General features: G+C 42.9%; 16 protein-coding genes and 1 tRNA gene. 10 read left to right on the top strand and 7 right to left on the bottom strand.

The features are described 5' to 3' along the window. Window positions 1–136: 136 nt before the first annotated feature. Window positions 137–1,777: a DNA repair protein gene (locus tag JMX70_RS08995; RefSeq protein ID WP_201591385.1), complete on the top strand. Its 1,641-nt coding sequence runs from the start codon at window positions 137–139 to the stop codon at window positions 1,775–1,777. Further along, window positions 1,744–2,022 carry a YkgJ family cysteine cluster protein gene (locus tag JMX70_RS12695; RefSeq protein WP_227671222.1) on the top strand — a complete coding sequence of 93 codons (279 nt, stop codon included), beginning with the start codon at window positions 1,744–1,746 and terminating at the stop codon, window positions 2,020–2,022. Before JMX70_RS08995 ends, JMX70_RS12695 begins: the two co-directional genes overlap by 34 nt. A 112-nt stretch (window positions 2,023–2,134) precedes the next feature. Here JMX70_RS12695 and JMX70_RS08990 read toward each other — a convergent pair whose 3' ends face one another. From JMX70_RS08990 to JMX70_RS08980, 4 genes are all read right to left on the bottom strand, one after another. Beyond that, complete coding sequence (locus tag JMX70_RS08990; protein WP_227671221.1) at window positions 2,135–3,031, bottom strand: tyrosine-type recombinase/integrase; 897 nt, start codon at window positions 3,029–3,031, stop codon at window positions 2,135–2,137. Between the two features lie 28 nt (window positions 3,032–3,059). After that, entirely contained in the window at window positions 3,060–3,479 is a 420-nt protein-coding gene (locus JMX70_RS12500) for an Arm DNA-binding domain-containing protein (protein ID WP_227671220.1), read from the bottom strand. Window positions 3,480–3,642: 163 nt separating this feature from the next. Beyond that, window positions 3,643–3,729 (bottom strand) — tRNA-Leu (locus tag JMX70_RS08985). Between the two features lie 137 nt (window positions 3,730–3,866). Continuing rightward, window positions 3,867–4,640: a ferredoxin--NADP reductase gene (locus JMX70_RS08980; RefSeq protein WP_144296434.1), complete on the bottom strand. Its 774-nt coding sequence runs from the start codon at window positions 4,638–4,640 to the stop codon at window positions 3,867–3,869. Window positions 4,641–5,085: 445 nt separating this feature from the next. Here JMX70_RS08980 and JMX70_RS08975 point away from each other — a divergent pair, with 445 nt between their 5' ends. The 8 genes from JMX70_RS08975 to gspK all read left to right on the top strand — a co-directional run bounded on the left by JMX70_RS08975 (window position 5,086) and on the right by gspK (window position 13,161). Then, entirely contained in the window at window positions 5,086–5,961 is an 876-nt protein-coding gene (locus tag JMX70_RS08975; protein ID WP_201591383.1) for an SAM-dependent methyltransferase, read from the top strand. Window positions 5,962–6,030: 69 nt separating this feature from the next. Further along, entirely contained in the window at window positions 6,031–7,818 is a 1,788-nt protein-coding gene (locus JMX70_RS08970) for a GspE/PulE family protein (protein ID WP_201591381.1), read from the top strand. Window positions 7,819–8,011: 193 nt separating this feature from the next. Beyond that, a complete protein-coding gene (locus JMX70_RS08965; RefSeq protein WP_201591379.1) occupies window positions 8,012–8,800 on the top strand; it encodes a TatD family hydrolase in 789 nt (262 codons plus the stop codon). 232 nt (window positions 8,801–9,032) lie between these two features. After that, the gene (locus JMX70_RS08960; protein ID WP_068405549.1) at window positions 9,033–9,716 is read left to right on the top strand and encodes a TetR/AcrR family transcriptional regulator; all 684 of its coding nucleotides are present in this window, start codon (window positions 9,033–9,035) and stop codon (window positions 9,714–9,716) included. A 203-nt stretch (window positions 9,717–9,919) separates the two neighbouring features. Next, window positions 9,920–10,618: a prepilin-type N-terminal cleavage/methylation domain-containing protein gene (locus JMX70_RS08955; protein WP_201591377.1), complete on the top strand. Its 699-nt coding sequence runs from the start codon at window positions 9,920–9,922 to the stop codon at window positions 10,616–10,618. Between the two features lie 3 nt (window positions 10,619–10,621). Beyond that, a complete protein-coding gene (gene gspI / locus JMX70_RS08950; protein WP_201591375.1) occupies window positions 10,622–11,101 on the top strand; it encodes a type II secretion system minor pseudopilin GspI in 480 nt (159 codons plus the stop codon). After that, window positions 11,098–12,015, top strand: coding sequence for a prepilin-type N-terminal cleavage/methylation domain-containing protein (locus JMX70_RS08945; RefSeq protein WP_201591373.1), 918 nt, complete (start codon window positions 11,098–11,100; stop codon window positions 12,013–12,015). The genes gspI and JMX70_RS08945 overlap by 4 nt, the downstream gene beginning before the upstream one ends. Window positions 12,016–12,057: 42 nt before the next feature. After that, entirely contained in the window at window positions 12,058–13,161 is a 1,104-nt protein-coding gene (gene gspK / locus JMX70_RS08940; protein ID WP_227671219.1) for a type II secretion system minor pseudopilin GspK, read from the top strand. Window positions 13,162–13,208: 47 nt separating this feature from the next. On the opposite strand, the gene JMX70_RS08935 is transcribed toward gspK, so the two are convergent. The 3 genes from JMX70_RS08935 to ychF form a co-directional block, all read right to left on the bottom strand. Then, complete coding sequence (locus JMX70_RS08935; RefSeq protein WP_102077092.1) at window positions 13,209–13,889, bottom strand: TetR family transcriptional regulator; 681 nt, start codon at window positions 13,887–13,889, stop codon at window positions 13,209–13,211. A 161-nt stretch (window positions 13,890–14,050) separates the two neighbouring features. Beyond that, on the bottom strand, window positions 14,051–15,523 hold the full coding sequence (locus JMX70_RS08930) for a deoxyguanosinetriphosphate triphosphohydrolase (protein ID WP_201591527.1): 1,473 nt from the start codon (window positions 15,521–15,523) through the stop codon (window positions 14,051–14,053). Between the two features lie 184 nt (window positions 15,524–15,707). Next, the gene (ychF, locus tag JMX70_RS08925; protein WP_201591369.1) at window positions 15,708–16,799 is read right to left on the bottom strand and encodes a redox-regulated ATPase YchF; all 1,092 of its coding nucleotides are present in this window, start codon (window positions 16,797–16,799) and stop codon (window positions 15,708–15,710) included. Between the last annotated feature and the right edge of the window lie 223 nt (window positions 16,800–17,022).

Here is a 17,022-nt window from a genome sequence, read left to right as displayed (position 1 = left end):
GAACTGAGTTAGTTGATGTTCAAATTTAAAAGAGTAGAGGTGCTTCAAATTATGCTGTTCCTTTACTCTTTTTTTATGTGTTAAATATGGCTTTATATCTATAAGACTGAGTATTAATGAAATTGAGGAAGCTATTATGCAAAAAATCTCTAACACAGAATATGATTGGTTAGGTGAAGTAGGTAAAACGGTTACACATAGTTTAGTAACAACTTTCGGCTTAGATTTTCTGTTACTAGAAGATAAGAAAGGCGGTGATGTTGATACTATCCATAATGTTCGCAATGGTGTTTGGGCAACAGATGCTGAAAAAGAAAAATATGAAAATATTGAAAAGTACGACTCAGATTCTTATCATAAAGATAGAAACTATATAGCAAAAGGTAGAGAGGATAAAACTACTCAACAGGCGGGAGAGTTAGAAGATAGATACAGAAGCACTAGTATGGGAGTTGATGAGAAACGACAGTTAGATCATGTTATTTCGGCGCATGAGATACACTATGATGCTGGTAGAGTTTTGGCGGATATTGATGGTATAAATCTAGCAAATAAAGATACGAATTTCGCTTCTACTATTGCATATATTAATAATAAAAAAAGTAATAAACCTATACAAGAGTTTGTTGATGAGCTACCTGAGATGATTAGCTCAAAAAAAGAATCTGTAAGCAATAGTGAAAAAAAGATTGAGAGTATGCCTGAAAGTACTCCTGAGCAGCGTCATAAAAAGCAAGTGGTTGCGGATAAAATCCGTAAAGAAAAGAAGCATATTGAAGAGTTGGAGTCTGTCGATACTGTCGCTATGCTCAAAGCAGATGAACAAGCTAGACAAAGTTATAATAAAGAAGTAGCGAAAGCTTACTATAGTAGCAGTAAGTTCTTCAAAGGTACGGTTACTGCTGCCGCGAATAAAGGAGTTGCAATGGGTGCTAGACAAGCTATAGGTCTAGTATTGGCAGAGATTTGGTTTGAGCTCAAAGAAGCTTTACCAACTGTTTATCAAAATCATAAAGACATATTTGTTTTTGATGCTTTTTGGGAAGATATTAAGAATATCTTGTCGGCTGTTTTAGAGAGAGTAAAGCTGCGTTTCAAAGATGTAGTGAACACGTTTAAGGACAGCTTTATCGGTGGTATATTAGCCAGTGTCTCTACAACGCTATTAAACATAGTTTTTACAAGTGGGAAGCTGGTAGGAAAGTTAATTCGAGAGTCATGGAATAACTTAGTTCAGGCCATGAAACTGGTGTTTTTTAATCCACAGAAACTAGCTTTTGGTGATCTAATGCGAGAGGTTACTCGTATTATTTTAGCTAGTGTTTCAACGATCATTGGCGTAGCCATCAATCAACATTTAGTAACAGTTATCACTATCCCCTTTGGTACTGAAATAGCGGCATTTTTGAGTGCGTTATTTATAGGCCTCTTTACGGTAGGGACAGGATATTTTTTAGACCATAGCCCAGTGATGGAGAAGCTTTGGAATTTTCTGAATTCGATGAAAGATAAGTATGAAACTAGTCTCGATTTTATGAAAGAAGCAAATGCAGAAATAAATCTCTATGCAGCGGAACTAGCTAAGCTAGAATTTAACCTAAATGTAAACGAATTACAGTTACTAACTGATAACTTAAGTCTAGCTACAAGCGAGTCCCATAGAAGTATTGTTTTAAAAAATGAGATTGAAAAACGTAATATAGAATTACCATTCGAAATGGGCAATTCAGAGAGTACCAAGTCATGGCTACAAGCAAAATTCAACTCGAAGAAATAACCCCTTTTCCTTGTAACTCGTGCGGCAAATGCTGTCGCCGTGTTAACTTAAGCGAGTTAACTGTCTATTTAGATCGCGGTGATGGTGTCTGTCGAAACTTTAACGAAGTAAGTAATCTTTGCAATATCTATAATGAAAGGCCTTTAATCTGTAGAGTAGAGGACTACTATAGAACGTATTTAACTGATCAGATAGATTGGGATGATTTTGTCAAAATAAACATGAACGTCTGCGAAAACCTTTAAATGTATTATTGACTAAGAGTTTTAAGAATGGTTGTTAAACGTTTTTTAGTTAGCAATATATTGTTAAGTGGTTTTAAGTTTCGATAAATTAAGCGAGTTTTAATATGAACTATTAGGTATTATACTTCAGTAGCTCTAAAACCTTATCCTCTCCCAGCTGATCAATCAAAGCCTGTAGCTGGGCAGTGGAATCAGCTTGACCTTTAGCGTCCGCTCTAAACTTTGCTGTATCTCTGCCTTCTCTTAAGGCGTCTAGATAGTCCGCCCAATTCTGCATCATATCGCTACGATCATCAATGTACTCAAAACGCCCATAAGCGGCTCCGTTAGGATCTTTAGTGGTATGTCCTAGTGACATCTCTACAAGCAAGAGAGGGTACTTTAACTGCTCTTGCATAATGGTTTTTGCCGTGGCTCTAAAGCCATGTACACAATGTATGTTTTGATAGCCAAGTTTGTGCAGTTGATTGTTAGCAGTAGCGTCTGAAATGATCTGATGTTTTTTCGCTGTTTCACTATAAAAGACATATTCTGTATGACCATTAATCTTTTGCTGTTCACGTAGTATTGCCACTGCTTGAATCGGTAAAGGCACGACCATGTCTTTAACCATGTTCAACTTGCCTTGTCCCTTTAAAGGCTTAAACTGCCATGTGCTTTTTTCTAAGTCTAAATCTGACCATCTCATACGTCGCAAGTCACCATTACGCACAAATAGCAGAGCTAATAGCCTAAGGGAGTTGATCGTGTTTGGATCACTTTCTATAGTCTCGATATCACGTAGTAGCTTAGCTAAATCTTTAGGCTTAGTGATGGCAGGGCGATGACCATAATTAGATTTAGCTAATTGACTTTTAATCAATGCCGCAGGATTACTACTACAAAACCCGCGAGCACCAGCGTAAACAAATACATCACTGGCAATACCAGCACAGCGTTCAGCTTTGTCCGTAGGCTTACCATCTTTATTTAAAGACTTTCCTTGGATGTCTAAAAGCACTTCAAGCATTCTAGGTGAGTCAATCTCACTAATAGGATCATATAAGCTCTAAGCGTCCTTTCTTACGGATTAACGTATTGCTTTTCTGAGTCTGATCTAAGCTATCAAAATACTCCCAAGCAAAATGACTAAAAGAATTTTTAGTTTTACTAATAAGACTATTCTTTAATTCTTCACGGTGATTTTTGGGATCAATATTACGACTGAGTAGCTCTTCATAATCACGCCAGATTTCACAGGCACGGGCAAACGAGACGTTTGGATACACACCAAGCGATATACGTTTGTTTTTTGAGTGAGTAGGAGACAGGTAGCGATAAACCCATGACTTAGTGCCGTTAGGTCTGACCATGAGATACAGCATTGGATGGTTCTTGACAGAAACAAGATATTCTTTGGCATCAGCTTTATGACTGCTGATACTACGATCAGAGCTAATAGGTTTACGTGTTTCCATAGCTGCCACCCCAATGTACATTTAAAAGCCAGTGTACATGATAGTGTACATCAGATGCATGGATTGGGATAGATAAAGCAAGACAGTATAGGACGTCAGATACAACAAAGCCCCTGATATCAGGGGCTTTTGCGGCTCTATAAGATAGTATAGAACTAGGTATTGGTACCAGTGGTCGGACTCGAACCGACACGCTTTTAAAGGCAACGGATTTTGAATCCGTCATGTCTACCAATTCCATCACACTGGCATGTTAGGAGATAAAGTCTTTACTGCTAGACTATATTGAATTGGGCTACAAGGTTAACTCTGTATAGGCTGCGTATTATAGCAGGCTATTTTTAGCCGTCAAGAATTATTTATTATATTTAAGATAAAAATTCATTTTTAACCAACGAAGGCACGTTCAACGGCATAATCCGCTTGTACGCCCATACGTGGAGAGACGGTGAGACCGAAGTCGTCTAAAATTGTAGAGATATCCGCATTAAATGGCATACTACCGCAGATAAGTACTCGGTCATCGTCTTTATTCATTGGCGGTAGACCGATATCTTCAAAGAATTTACCTGATTTCATCAGATCAGTGATACGGCCGGTATTTCTAAACTCTTCGCGCGTGACGGTCGGGTAGTAGATAAACTTCTCACGGAACTCTTCACCAAAGATTTCATCGTTTGGCAGCTCTTCTTCGAACATTTCGCGATAAGCCAAATCCTTGACCTGACGTACGCCGTGTACCAAAATGATTTTGTCAAAACGCTCATAGACTTCAGGGTCGCGTGATAACGCTAAAAATGGCGCAAGTCCTGTACCGGTTGAGAGCATATATAAGTGCTTACCCGGCAACAAATCATCTAAGACCAACGTGCCAGTCGGTTTTTTACTGACCAGTAACTCATCGCCCACTTTGATATGCTGCAAGCGCGAGGTTAGCGGACCGTCTTGAACTTTAATAGAGAAAAATTCCAAATGCTCTTCGTAGTTGGGGCTGGCAATCGAGTAAGCGCGCAATAGCGGTCTACCATCGACAACGATACCAATCATCGCAAACTCGCCATTACGGAAGCGTAAGCCATCGTCGCGCGTGGTTTTGATGCTAAATAGAGAGTCATTCCAGTGATGAACCTCAGTGACCGTTTCGGTGCGGAGTTTTGACATAAAGCCCTCGTTAGTAAGTGGTAATGTGTATTCGCCCATTAAAAATGGTGGTAAGCAAAAATTTTTAAGGTAATAAAAAGTGTGAATAAGATTAAGCGCTTATCAATTATCAGTTCAGGCTAATTAAGCAAATGACATGCTAAGCAAATGAAACGGATAAAAAACCGTTATTTTAACATTATTATCAGGTTTTATAAGGCGTCAGATTGTAGCAAACAACGGCGCTGCCGGTAAAAGTAAACTTTGCTGCTTGTACTTTTAGACGTGTGCGTTATGAATGCAAGCCATTCTCAATAAATTTCTCGCTCATCATAACAAACTTTAAAATAAAAATCCGCCTAGCTGCCTGTCTGTACCATGATAAAATGGAATATCGTTAGCGAGTAATTTTCTATCATTGCCGCATGCCATGTATTATCAGCTATTTACTTTTGGAACTTGATTTATGACTTGTCAGACTTCCGCCGCTATTAACTATCATATATCGCCCATTATCGGTTACCACCGTGCGCCGCTGTCACAAAAGTTTGGCGCACCGAGGCAGCCAAATTTGGTGGCTATGACTAGTGTGATTGAAATGCTCGCGCCGTATGACACGCCAGCGGCATTTGTCGGACTGGAGGATTTTAGTCATATTTGGATCAGTTGGCAGTTTCATCATAACTATTTATATAAAGACAAGTTAGATAAAGACAAGCATTCACTTAATAATAAGCAGCAAGACAAAAATGATAGTAATTTTCGCCCGCAAGTGCGCCCACCGCGTTTGGGTGGCAATCAAAAAATAGGCGTATTTGCCAGTCGCAGTATGTATCGACCATCCGCGCTTGGACTGTCTGTGGTAAAGCTTGAGCGCATTGAGATGGTAGAAGGTCGAGTGTTACTTATTATCAGCGGTGCTGATATGATAGATGGGACGCCCATCATCGATATCAAGCCTTATGTGGCTTATAGTGATGCCTTGCCTGAAGCAAAAAGCGGTTTTGCGCCTTCGGCGCCGCATTTGTTGGACGTGACGACTACCGAATCGGCTTATGAGCAATTTGGACAAATTATCGCCAATCAAAGTGCAGATAATGCAGCGGAAGAAAATGCGCAAAATAAGCACTCATCCGTTAAAGCAGTCATTGATAAAATCCAAAAGCAGTTATTAAGGTCTGATTTTGATACTATCAAAGCCTTGATATCCCAAGACCCGCGCCCTGCTTATCGACATACAGAGACAGAGTCGTCATTTGTTATGCGCTATAAATCGGTTGATGTCAGTTTTAAATTGCTAGAAACAGGTGAATTGCAGATAATGAATATTGTCACAGTATAATTAAAGTAAAAATCGCCGCTGCCAAATGCCTTAAACCTCATAAGAACAAACCTTTAAAAGAAGACAACCATGCCTGTTCAAAAATATTCGATAGTGATTGATTTGCGTTGGTGCCTAGATGAATTATTGGCAGATAGGGTGATTGATCAGCGCGGTTATAATCTTGTCATTACCAGTCGCCGTAACAAGGCGCAGCATCCGCTGATTACGATTAGCGAGTTTGGGCTGCCAAATGGTCACGCGCTTAATAATAATTCTGAGAATAAATTGACGCTAGCATGGCTAAATCAGTGGCTTGCTGCCAAAGCAGATATGCCGCTGGTGCGTATTGATCCGTTAAAGGTCGATGTACCAGCAGTGACGCAGCTGATGTCGTTTGAGTATGCGCGTTCGCAGCATATTTTACCGATTGAAGTGACGCTTGATGAAGTGGTTATTGGTACTGACCAGCCATTTTATACCGATTGGCATGGCAATATCGAAAAGCTCATTAAATCAAAAAGCTATCGTACGGTCTTTATCAATCCTGAACAAATCAATCGCTATCGGCAAGAGTTTTATCAAGTCACGCAAGCGATTGCGGGCGCGAACTCCCTACATAAGCGTGCGGCAGCGGACGTCACCAACGTCGAAGCGTTGTTACAGCTGGGCGATAACATCAATCCCGATGCCAATGATCAACATATCGTCAAAGTGGTCGATTGGCTATTGCAATATGCCTTTGAGCAGCGCGCAAGCGACATTCATCTAGAGCCGCGCCGTGAGACTGGAAAAGTGCGCTTTCGTATCGATGGGGTGCTGCATAGTGTCTATGAGATGCCGCTTGCCATCATAGTGGCAGTCACTGCACGTATTAAAATTTTGGGACGGCTCAATGTGGCAGAAAAGCGTAAGCCGCAAGATGGACGCCTAAAAACCCGTACGCCCAAAGGCTTAGAAACTGAGCTGCGTCTGTCTACCATGCCGACTGCCTTTGGTGAAAAGCTTGTCATGCGGGTATTTGACCCAGAAGTACTGGTGCGCTCGTTTGCCCAACTTGGCCTGTCGGGTAAGCAGCTTGAAACGTGGCACGAGCTGACCGCGCATCCAAATGGGATTATCTTGGTGACGGGTCCGACGGGTTCTGGTAAAACCACCACCTTATATAGTACGCTCAAGCAGCTCGCCACCGAGCAGGTCAATGTCTGTACCATTGAAGATCCGATTGAAATGATTGAGCCGGCCTTTAATCAAATGCAGGTCAATCCAGGGGTTGATTTGCATTTCGCTGACGGTATTCGTTCTTTGATGCGTCAAGACCCAGACATTATTATGGTCGGTGAGATTCGCGATGCCGAAACCGCCAATATGGCCGTGCAAGCGTCTTTGACGGGGCATTTAGTGCTATCAACGTTGCATACCAATGACGCACCAAGCTCTATTACTCGTCTGCATGATTTGGGTATTCAGCCGTTCTTAACCTCAGCAACGATATTGGGCGTCATGGCACAGCGATTATTACGGACGTTATGCCCGCATTGTAAGCAAGCGCTTGATGTGACGCCAGATAGTGAGATAGCCATTCAATGGCAAGAGCTGGTGCAGCCTTGGCGCGCGCCTGTACCAACACAAGTTTATAAGGCGCAGGGCTGTGAGCACTGTCGCCATACGGGTTATCAAGGCCGCGTTGGTCTGTACGAGATTATGCCGTTATCCAATGAGCTGAAAAAACTGGTCGCCGCCGATGCTAATTTGGATACGTTGAAGCAGCAAGCGTACCGCGAAGGTGTGCAGCCGCTACGTTTATCGGGAGCAAAGCGTATTAGCGAAGGGTTAACAACCATAGAAGAGGTGATGCGTGTAGTGCCGCTGCATTAAAGGATGTCTCTAAAATACACCTCATTCAAAAAAACTATTCTTTAAAAAAATGCTCTGATAAAAAGCCTTTGTATAGACGTTTGTTAAACACGACTTGAAAAGCCAGCTTATCAGAGCAATTAATACTATTACTATTACCAAATCCATATTTTAAGATAATTTTATTTATTGATTCTTATTAACGAGATTGTTTATGTTTACAGATACGCATTGCCATCTAAACCGTTTGGATTTAACCAAGTATGATGGTCAATTGTCCGGCGCGATTGCGGCGATGAAAGAGGCGAATGTTAATCGTGCGATGGCGATTATGTGTGATTTTGCTGAATACGATGAGATTGCCAATATCGTCAGCACTTATAATGACGAAACGCTAAATCTTGGAATGAGCGTCGGTATTCATCCCTGTGAAGATATCGGCGTATTGCAGTCAGCGACAGTTGAGCGCTTGATAGAAACGGCTGATGCTGAGCACGTGTGGGCGATAGGGGAGACGGGGTTGGACTATTACTGGTCGACGGAAAATAAAAAAGAGCAACAAGCTAGCCTTGCGCGTCATATCTATGCCAGCCAACAGCTAAAGAAACCGCTTGTCGTGCATATGCGTGACGCCAAAGAAGATACGCTTGATATCCTAAAAGCAGAAGGCGCTGAACACGGTATTATCCATTGCTTTACTGAAGACTGGGAAACCGCAAAACGCGCATTAGACTTAGGGTTTTATATCTCCTTCTCAGGTATCGTCAGTTTTAAAAGTGCGCAAATGATTCAAGATGCCGCAAAAAATATGCCCAAAGACAGAATACTTATCGAAACCGATAGCCCGTATTTAGCACCCGTGCCTAAACGTGGCAGGCCCAATGAGCCGGCATACGTGCCATACGTGGCAAGCTATCTTGCCCAATTGTATGGCTGTAGTGGCGAGGAAGTCGGCGCATTGACTGCAAAAAACTTTGAAAATTTACTGGCACAGTATCACTAAAATGGTTATGCTATGACCAATCAGTCATTTATAGGCTTGTCTTGTAGTTCTGTGTTGAATGTGTTTTTGATGCTTAACTTAACCCTATGATTATCAATGACTATTTAGCAAACATAAGCATATTGCCTTTGATGGTATTGGCGTAGCCGTTATAAAATTTATAAGCGTGCTGCCAGTACACTGACAAAAGGGACGGTGGTATGCATGATATTGTCAGTTTTTAGGAGAAATTATGAGTCGTCAGCATCAGTTCAAGGCCCGAGAAGAAAATATCTTAGCGATGGCGGAGCAATTGCTACTTGAGTCAGGCGATGGTGATATCACTTTGGACAGTTTGGCAGACCAGCTTGATTTGGCTAAAGGCACCTTATATAAGCATTTCTCTAGTAAAGATGAGCTCTACCTGCGTATTATTATCCGTTACGAAGAGCAGCTGTTTGAGATTAACCGTATTGATGACTGTCCGTCGGCAGGCGTCGCGCGGATGATTTTTCAGCAGCTATTTAATCCGCAAAAAGCCATGCTCCTTAACCAAATCGAAGAGCGTTTGGCAGCATCAGTGACGGGTCTGAATCGCCTGTTCGGTGAGCTTTACGATATTCGTCGTCAGCGCATGAAGCGTTTGATTGATATTATCAGTGCGTATCTTCAAGAGCAGCACAGTAGCTTAAGTACGCGCGATTATTTGTCCTCGATTTGGGCGATGGGTCAGGGCGGTGCAGGATTATTAAACTCAAGCTTTTATCAGCGCTACTTAGGTCGCCGTGATACCTTGCGTTATGCTTTTGTGCAGCAAATGCTTGAGTTGCCAAGCCATTATCCCGCGGCCGATGATGAAGTCATGGATGAAGATATGCAAGAATTGGTAGAGCAAATCGATACTGAATCAGAAGAGCACCGTAATACCAATTACTAGCTTTTTATTCTATTTTAAACGCAGTCAGCTATTATTTTATAACGGTCCGTGTTGCTATCTTCTGTATGGCAACACGTTAAATTTCTCTTTTAACACGTGTACGAAGTCATAGTTTTTATAACTCGTCATGTCTTTCGTCGTTTGTATACCATTCAATATAGCGTTATTTTTAATACGGTGACGCCATTCTAGATGACTTCTGTATGTCAAAACCGACTTCCTCAATAGCAGCTCCTCACGCGCACATCCGCATCCGGCAAGCGGGCTTTACCCTTGTTGAAATCGTGGTGGTGGTGGTTATTTTATCCATATTTGCTGGCATGATGAGCTTGTCGGTCGGTAGTAGTGAGTCACGCAAAAACCGCGCCTTTTATGAGCATTTAACAGATTCTCTGAGCTACGTACGGCTTTTATCGGCTGAGCGTATGGCGCCCATGGGTTTGAGCTTACAAGCCGATAAACAAGGTCAAATGACGCCGGTCATTGTCACGCTATCAAACCCATATATTGCCTATCAAACTCAAGATTCTACGTCTTCTAGAGGCGATAGTACGCCTAAGAACGCCATGGAGCTGTCAGCAGATTTGACGAGTATGTCAGGTGCTGCTTCAGATAAAGTGCCCACACCAAGCTGGGAGATTGAGCCAGAAGTTAGTCTGCCTGAGTTGCCTGCTGGCATGAGTTTAAGCGTGCAAAGCCTAGATGCAGGGAGGCAAACAACCGCAGGCCAAACACAAGCACTGCAGCCATGGTTTACCGACCAAAACGTACCGCAAGTACTATGGTTTGGCACAGGTCAGGCCACGCCGGTGACGATTGAGGTGCGTCATAATTCGCGTTTGGTGGGTGAAGTCATTACAATTATGCCCGATGGTAGTATCTCGATAGGACAAGGGCTGTAGCTGATGATTAACAAAGATAAAGCCAAATTGACCTACAAAAATCCAAAGCCTGTTATATCAAGGCATGAGCAAGGATTTACCCTGATTGAAGTCATGGTTGCTTTAGCAATTTTGGCCGTCGTTGCCGTTGCCGCGAGCCGTGCGAGTAGTGCGTATTTAAGCTCAGTTGATGTTTTACGTACTCGCACGCTAGCGCAGTTTGTCGCACAAAACGCGGCAGCGGACTTGCATATTCAAGATACGTGGCTGACGGCCAACAAAACACAAACCATCAATGCCCAAGGTCGTGATTGGCAAGTGACAATGACCGCCACAGATGCCATCACACCTGCATTAAAACAGGTGAATATCGCTGTTGCACCCATTATAGATGGACAGACACGCAGCGCAGTAACGGATATCAACGTGATACTAAGTAACGCTGAGCAAGAGGTTGGTAGCTTGGATTTGAGCCGATTAAACCCTAATGGAGGCAATCCATGAAATCAAATCATGGATTCACCTTGCTTGAGCTGATGGTTGCGATGGCGATATTTGCTATGCTGGCGGTGGCAGGCTGGCAAGTATTTGATGGCGTTAACCGTGCGCGTGAACGGGCGCAGTTTCATGCGGATAATTTAGCGGTTTTGCAATATGCCTATCTGCAGCTACAGCAAGATATGAACCAAATGATTCCTTATCAGGCAGTGGATACGCAAGGTGCTAATTCCTTAATTAATAACGCCGCAACCAACAATACCGCAAATAATAATGGGAGTAATAATAACGCCAGCAATAGCAATCAAGAAAACGCACCAGCGCCCGAACCTTTTATGACTCTAGACGGCGCACGTATCAGCTTTGTGCGTTTTGCGGACCCCGACCCACGTTATCAGAGCAGCGCGAGTCTGCAGCATATCGAATACATTTTTGCCGATGAGGGCTTAATTCGTCGTCAATATACCAGTCTTGGCAGTGACAGCATCAGCTTAGATAGTGTATTGCTTAAAGGCGTCACGGCTGGGCGCTGGCAAGCTTATTTACCTGAATTAAGCACCAAATTTCCCAATAAAGACAATCGTAATAACATCAGCAATAACGCACCATCAGGGCAGACGGCGAATTCAGCCAATAAAACGTCTGAGACTATACTGTTACCAAAAGGGATTGCGCTTAACTTTACGTATCAAGATATGCCGATCACTTGGCAATGGGCACTGACGCCGCAGCCAATACCAAATGTCAGTACAAATAACAGTCATAAAAATACGCCTAACAATTCTAATGGCGATAGCAATAGTAATAACAACAATAACGGCAACAGTAATGGTGGCACCAATAACGATAGCGAAGCCAATGGCAATGCAGCCAATAATAGCTCAGGGAACGCTACTGAAAATACCCCTTTTGGTCAATGATAGAGGCTATTTATGCCAAACAAGCCACAAATAAGGCCAACGATGCCTATAACCTCTATAAAAGCCAATTCTCAATGTGGCGTCGCACTGCTAACTATTTTATTATTGGTGGTTAGTATTACTGTGGTTGCAGGGGCAATGCTTGCTAGCCAAAAAATTGCCATTCGGCGTAGCGGCTTATTGTTTGACCAAAACCAACTCTTACAAGATATTAATGCAGGTCAGCAATTGGCGGTTACCTTGATTCGTGCTGATGCCAAATTAAATGATACTGATAGCGAGCAGGATATTTGGGCGCAGCCAATACCGCCTTACACCCTAGGCGGACATAGTATCGACATCGAATTACGCGATGAGGGCAGTCGTTTTAATATTAATAATTTATATCATAATGGCGCTGTCGATACTGCTGCCTTGGCCGTTTTTCAAAGGCTGCTTACACAGCTAAATTTAGAGCCTGATATCGCCGTTGCGGTACTTGATTATCAAGATGCCGACAGCGAAGTCTACCAAGATGGCGGTGATGAAAATGTAGTATATGCTCAGCAGTCCAATCGCGGAGCGGATACAGCTTTACCCAACCAAGCGTTGCTTAGTATCGATCAATTAGCAGAAGTAAAGGGCGTTGATGCGCAAGTATTGGCGACACTGCGTCCCTATATTACGGCGGTACCATATTATTTACCCATTAATATTAATACCGCCAGTCCCGTTTTGCTTGCTGCCTTGGTAGAAGGTGCGAGCAGCCAGCAAATGCAGAGTATCGTTGAGTTGCGAGCAAAACAAGCCTTTAGCTCTGTCGATGATGTTTGGCAACTGCCCGTATTAAGTAGTGTAAAAGCAGAGCCGCGCAAAGCCTTGACGCCATTACTAGCGGTTGATAGCCAAGCCTTTATGGCACTTATTACCGCCTCTGATAATGCGACGGTTGGTCAGGCAAGACAACGCTTTGCGACCGTTATTATTAGCAAAACGGCTGCTGATAGTGAAAAAGAAAATAACAGTAATAATAACAGTAATGAAAATAGCAATGATGCTAATAACGCTGATGTTAATGCTAAAAACGTTCAAAATTCTGATAATAAAAAGCCCAAAGAGGTGCGTGTGCTAACGCAACGACTTTGGGCTTTTAGGCCAATTTTCTAATGGTTATAGATAATTAGTAATAAATAGCATGCAAAAATTAAGTCTAATTAATCATTTAAACGGGTTTCTTCGGTAGATTTCCAATTATAAGCACCATAAAACAGCATTTGTGCTTGGCGCGTGCAATTATGCAGCATCAGTTGTTTTTTCTTTTCTATCTCTGCCAAGTCGACCTCATCATCATGGTCTTCGGTATAGGTCAGCTCGAGCCAGTCAATAATCCAAGAAAAAAACATATTGACCCCAGCTTCTGCCAACAGTCTACGATCATAAGTATTGATGTGGGTAAACGCCGGCTGTAGCGCTAAGTCTTCTGCTAGGCTTTGACCGTGTTTTTTAATCAGCTCATTGATGGCTTTGCGTACCGCTTCTGAGCCGCCATAACGCTCACTGACTAAGAACTGCCAGTAGCAAGGTTGCTCGCTGACCATATATAAAAACATCTGAATACTTTTAGCGATTTGGCGCTCAAAGCTACGTTTGCGCCCAATTTGCAAGTTTTCACTTAACGTTGCCATCGTACCGCCCAACTCTTCGATGACTAAGGCGCGACCAAGCGACTCCATGTCATCAAAATGGCGATAAAACGCCGTCGGCACCACACCAACCTCGCGCGTGACTTGCCTGAGACTGATTGAGCTAAAAGACTGTCCTGTCATACACAAATCGAGCACCGCATTAAAAAAAGCGTGCCGTGTTTGAAGTTTCTTTTGTTCGCGACTACTCATAATATTTCAAAATTACCTGATAGATGTCTATCATACTCATTTCATTGCGAAAATACGAATAAAATAGAGGATTATCGTTAATGGTTTGCTTAAATTTTGGTTTGGCTCGGTTTTAAATTGTCTCTAAACTTCTTTTTAAACGAGCTGCTTAAACATGTTGTTTAAACAATGGTGCCCCAATGTCCTTGTAGCTCTTGCGCCAGTCGATAGGCTTCATGGTCATTCATACCGGTTATAAAGTCTAAAACATTAAGCATATTATCATAGGTATTATCTGCTAGAGTCCGGCGATGTTCATCGAGATGCGGCTGGAGTAATTTTAGCAAACGCTGCTGCTCAAAGGATATTTGGCTTATCGGCGCATTGGTTTCATTTGCCTCATTTGTCTGTTTTATCCAGGCGAGTGGCATAAAAGCATCGAGCAGGCGCTGCAAGCATTGATTGGCCATCAGCTCCATGCGTACCTTACTTGGGTGATTAAATATCTTTTCGCGTGCCAATTGCTTAGCTTGGTTAATGCCACTTTGTACGCTCGGCTCACAGTGCGCAAACAAGCTGCCTGGTAGCATCCCCGCCAACATAGTATCACTATTGGCTACAAAGGCATCGGTGACGGCATTGACCAAACGCATCATTGCACGTGCCCGCAGCGATGCCAGATGCTGTCTGACTGATACTTGAGTGGGTAGAATAAGCGTATCAGGGCGCTCGCCAATCAGCTCATAAAAAATCGCCGCAACCTCTGCATAGCTTAGCATATTCAAATTGATGCCATCCTCCAAATCTATCAGCGCATAGCAAATATCGTCTGCTGCTTCTAATAAATAGGCTAGCGGATGACGAGCAAAGCCATCGTGCTGCTTTGAATATGGCAAGCCTAACGTTTCTGCCAACTGCTCTAACTGCGCTGCCTCACTATAAAAGCAGCCAAATTTTTGCATGTTAATGGTGTGATTGCCTTGGTAAATGCGGTTGTTTTGATCAATAGATCTGTCTTGATAAACGGGATTGCTATGGGTCGCAAGCCAAGGGTATTTCATAAACGCGCCTAAAGTAGCGCAAGTTAATCGCATACCGCCTAAATCAGGGTGGTGCTCATTTCGGGTTAATATACGAAATCCTTGTGCATTGCCTTCATAAGCCAGTAAATCTAATTGCTCGTTATTATTCAGATTTTGCAAGATTTGCTTACGGTCAGGATGCATAAACCAGTCACGAATGGCGTACTCTCCGGCATGACCAAACGGTGGGTTGCCAATATCATGGGCAAGGCAAGCTGCTTGGACAATGACACCGACATCAGCGGGCGCGACACCGTTCGGTAAGCCGCCGCCCAACTTATCATGCAGCTTCTCTGCCGCCATGACACCTAAAGAGCGCCCAATACAAGAAACTTCGAGCGAGTGTGTTAAGCGCGTATGAATACCGAGCTGATTGGTCAGTGGATGAACTTGGGTTTTTTGGTTCAGCTGACGAAAGGAGTGTGAAAATACCAGTCTGTCGTAATCTTTATGAAAGGAGGAGCGTGCGCTGTCCTCGGCAGGAGCTTTTTTATGACTGCCTAAACGCTGCGCACTAAATAGTTTTGCCCAATGGTCACTAGAATTCGTGGTTTGATTAACAGAAACAGTCATCATTTATCGTCCGTTATTTATATCATTCTATTTTATTTTTGCTTTTAGAGAATTTAATTACTTTAACGTTATTCCCTTTATTATAATAAAAAAAGCCAGCGTTGAAGCTGGCTTTTGGTTGTTCTCTACTAAGACTGTGTAAACACGCAATCCGCTTGTACTTGTAAATATTAAACGTTGAACGTTAAACGTTAAAGCGGAAATGCATCACATCGCCATCTTGCACGATGTAGGTTTTGCCTTCTAAACGTGATTTGCCAGCAGCAGCTGCACCTTTTTCGCCGCCATACTCGACAAAGTCGTCATACGCAATGACTTCAGCGCGGATAAAACCCCGTTCAAAGTCGGTATGAATCACACCAGCAGCTTCAGGGGCTGTGGCACCAACAGCGACTGTCCAAGCGCGGACTTCTTTGACGCCAGCCGTAAAATACGTTTGCATATCAAGCAAATCATAACCGCCGCGAATCACTTGATCAAGACCAGCCTCTTCCATATCCATTTCAGCTAGGAAGTCTTTTTTGTCATCTTCATCAAGCTGAGCAATTTCAGATTCGATTTGATTGCATAGGGCAATGACAATAGAATCTTCGCCAGTGGCATAGTTGCGCACTGCATCTAGATATGGGTTATTTTCAAAGCCATCTTCGCTCACGTTGGCGATATACATGGTTGGCTTTAAGGTAATCAGACCATAACTTCTGATCAGTTTTTTCTCGTCTTTGTCTAGGTTAGCACCGCGGGCGGCTTTACCTTCTGCTAATAATGGCTCGATTTTTTTGAACACATCAAGCATAGCCGTCGCGTCTTTATCGCCACCTTTGGCTTTTTTGCTTAAGTTGGTAATAGCGCGCTCAACGGCCTCTAAATCGGCCAATGCCAATTCGGTATTGATGGTTTCGATGTCGTCGATAGGGCTGACGCGGCCGTCAACGTGGACGACGTTGTCATCATCAAAGCAGCGTACCACGTGGGCAATCGCATCGGTCTCGCGGATATTAGCCAAGAACTGATTGCCCATACCTTCACCTTTTGAGGCGCCAGCAACCAAACCTGCGATGTCGACAAATTCCATCGTTGTCGGTAATACGCGCTCGGGCTTGACGATATCAGCCAATTTTTTTAGGCGTGGATCTGGCACAGGTACGATACCGGTATTGGGATCTTTGGTGCAAAAAGGGAAGTTTTCAGCGGCGATACCCGCTTTGGTCAAGGCATTAAACAGGGTGGATTTACCCACGTTTGGTAGACCGACGATGCCGCAATTAAAACCCATAACATGCTCTCAATATATTAATAAAATCAGGCAATAACAGACTTGGTATGTAGTCAGTATAAAGCTTGGTAAAATAGGAACTCAAAATTGGGCATATTGTAGCAAATTTCAGCCAAAATGGGTGAGGTTGTTGTGCTTGCTATTTTAATTTTTACGCTCAATCACAATACTTAGTAATCTGTTTAATACCGCGGTTTAATACCATCCTTTAATATCATCGTTT

Source organism: Psychrobacter pulmonis, assembly GCF_904846465.1.
Classification (GTDB): domain Bacteria; phylum Pseudomonadota; class Gammaproteobacteria; order Pseudomonadales; family Moraxellaceae; genus Psychrobacter; species Psychrobacter faecalis.
The sequence above is the reverse complement of the archived record's forward strand: the minus strand, read 5'-3'. Positions and strand labels throughout refer to the sequence as shown.